Raw genomic sequence first — 2,330 nt, 5'->3', positions numbered from 1 at the left:
CGGCTGGGCCTACGACATCGGCTCGGGGGGCCTGGACCATGTGCTCTCCAGCGGGCGCGACGTCAACGTGCTCGTGCTGGACACCGAGGTGTACTCCAACACCGGCGGCCAGATGTCCAAGGCCACCCCGCTGGGCGCGGTGGCCAAGTTCGCGGCCGCCGGCAAGACGCTGCCCATGAAGGACCTCGCGCTGCAGGCCGTGTCCTACGGCAACGTGTACGTGGCGCGCGTGGCGATGGGCGCGGATCCCCAGCACACCCTGCAGGCGATGCGCGAGGCCGAGGCGTACGACGGGCCGTCGCTGGTGATCGCCTACAGCCAGTGCATCGCCCACGGGATCGACATGCGCACCGGCATGGACCAGCAGTACAAGGCGGTGGCCAGCGGCCACTGGCCGCTCATGCGCTACAACCCGGTGCTGCAGGGCTCCGGGGCGAACCCGTTCATGCTGGATTCCCACCGTCCCCGGATCTCCCTGGGGGCGTACCGCGACGGCGAGCTGCGGTTCCGCTCCCTGGCCAACACCGACCCGGAGGAGCACGAGCGGCTCCTGGCGCTGGCGCAGCACGCGGTGGCGCAGCGGTGGCAGCGGTACGAGGAGATGGCCGCGCGCGGGTCCGACGAGTTCACGCCGGACGCGCGCCGCGCCGGGGAGAAGGGGGCGCTCTAGATGGACCTCGGCACCCGCTACCTGGGACTGGAGCTGGGCAACCCGCTCGTCGCGGCGGCCTCACCGTTCTCCCGGACCGTCGACGGCGTGCGCCGCCTGGCCGATTCCGGCGTGGGCGCGGTGGTGCTGGCCTCGCTGTTCGAGGAGCAGCTGCGCCGCGAGGCCGAGCGCGATGCCGCGCTCGCCGAGCACAGCTCGCAGAGCTACGCCGAGTCCGAGTCGTATTTCCCGCCCGGCGCGCTCGCCGACGCCGGCCCGCGCCGCCACCTCAGCCTGATCGAGCGCGCGGCGTCGTCCGTCGATGTGCCCGTGATCGCGAGCATCAACGGCGCGACCACCGGCGGCTGGGCCCGCCACGCCCGGTCCATGCAGGACGCGGGGGCCGCCGCGATCGAGCTGAACGTGTACTTCCTGCCCGGCGACCCGGGCCTGACCGGCCGCGACGTCGAGCGCCGCCACCTCGACATCCTCGCCGCCGTGGTCGACTCCGTGACCGTCCCCGTGGCCGTCAAGGTGGGCCCGCAGTTCAGCGCCTTCGCCGACGTCGCCCGCGCGCTCGAGGACGCCGGGGCCGGCGCGCTGGTGCTGTTCAACCGCTTCCAGCAGCCCGATATCGACCCCGAGACGCTCACCGTGACGGCGGGGGCCACGCTCTCCTCACGCGCGGAGATGCGGTTGCCGCTCACGTGGATCGCCCTGCTGCGCCGCCGCGCCGGGCTGGACCTCGCGGCCACGACGGGCGTCGAGGAGGCGGCGGACGTGGTGCGCTACCTGCTCGCGGGCGCCGACGTGGTGCAGACGGCTTCCGCCCTGCTCCGCCACGGGCCCGAGCACGCGACCGTGCTGCTCGACGGCCTGGCCGACTGGATGCGGCGCAAGCGGTACGCGAGCGTGGACGCCTTCCGCGGACTGTTGGCCGCCCCGGCCGATCCGGGGGATTCCACCTGGGTCCGCGGCGGCTACGTGCGCGCGCTCGGATGGGCGGATCCGGCCGGGTTCGCCGCGCCGACGCCCGACGTGCGGTGATCGGCGGGGCCGTCAGCTCTGCCTGAGCGCGTCCGTGCACGCCAGGCGAAGCTCCTCGAGCTGCCTGCCGTGCCGGTCCGCCCGCTCGACCAGGGATTCCAGGGTCGCCCGCGGCAGCCGCGGGTCGCCGATGTCCAGGAGCGCCTTGAAGCCCAGCTTCTTGCCCGTCACCGCGAGGGTGAGCGCCTCGAGTTCGATCAGGTCGCTCAGCGGTGATCGCTCGGCCACCCGCCGGTTGGGCTTGAGCTGCGCGACCTTCTCGGCGGCCTTGGCGGGCAGGTCCTTGAGCACGGAGGGGGACGTGCCCACCAGGGTCATGAGCTCCTCGAGGCTGTGCAGGTCGTCCACGGTCTCGTCGCCGATCCGGGTCACGATCTCGCGGACCCGCGGGTCCCGGTGGTCCCTGGCCACTCGCCGGAACAGGTCGATCCCGGCGGCGGCACCGGCGTGGTGGTCCTGCATGTACGTGTGGAGCATCTCGGTGGACATGGTCCGACGGTACGAGAGCGGGCGGGAAGGGCAACCGGACGAGGGCGCGGGATCACCGCGCGAGCAGGCCCTTGGCGATGTGGGTCACCTGGATCTCGTTGCTGCCCGCGTAGATCATGAGCGACTTGGCGTCGCGGGCCAGCTG

At 73.0% G+C, this 2,330-nt stretch carries 4 protein-coding genes; 2 read left to right on the top strand and 2 right to left on the bottom strand.

Features of this window, described 5'->3' with window-relative positions:
* Together B4M60_RS09485 and B4M60_RS09480 are read left to right on the top strand one after the other, a co-directional pair.
* A partial coding sequence (locus B4M60_RS09485; protein ID WP_291082771.1) for a thiamine pyrophosphate-dependent enzyme occupies nt 1-670 on the top strand: 670 nt, incomplete at its 5' end.
* Nucleotides 671-1,696, top strand: coding sequence for a dihydroorotate dehydrogenase-like protein (locus B4M60_RS09480; protein WP_291082768.1), 1,026 nt, complete (start codon nt 671-673; stop codon nt 1,694-1,696). It begins immediately after the preceding gene.
* Between the two features lie 12 nt (nt 1,697-1,708).
* On the opposite strand, the gene B4M60_RS09475 is transcribed toward B4M60_RS09480, so the two are convergent.
* Together B4M60_RS09475 and B4M60_RS15720 are read right to left on the bottom strand one after the other, a co-directional pair.
* Entirely contained in the window at nt 1,709-2,185 is a 477-nt protein-coding gene (locus B4M60_RS09475) for a hypothetical protein (RefSeq protein ID WP_291082765.1), read from the bottom strand.
* Between the two features lie 52 nt (nt 2,186-2,237).
* The coding region (locus B4M60_RS15720; protein WP_414646777.1) for an acyl-CoA dehydrogenase family protein at nt 2,238-2,330 on the bottom strand (93 nt) is incomplete at its 5' end.

This window comes from Dietzia sp. UBA5065 (assembly GCA_002415925.1).
Classification (GTDB): domain Bacteria; phylum Actinomycetota; class Actinomycetes; order Mycobacteriales; family Mycobacteriaceae; genus Dietzia.
The sequence above is the reverse complement of the archived record's forward strand: the minus strand, read 5'-3'. Positions and strand labels throughout refer to the sequence as shown.

What these genes read in the sequence shown, in the direction of transcription:
- B4M60_RS09480 (WP_291082768.1), top strand. Translation starts at nt 671, where the DNA reads ATGGACCTCGGCACCCGCTACCTGGGACTGGAGCTGGGCAACCCGCTC.
- B4M60_RS09475 (WP_291082765.1), bottom strand. Translation starts at nt 2,185, where the DNA reads ATGTCCACCGAGATGCTCCACACGTACATGCAGGACCACCACGCCGGT.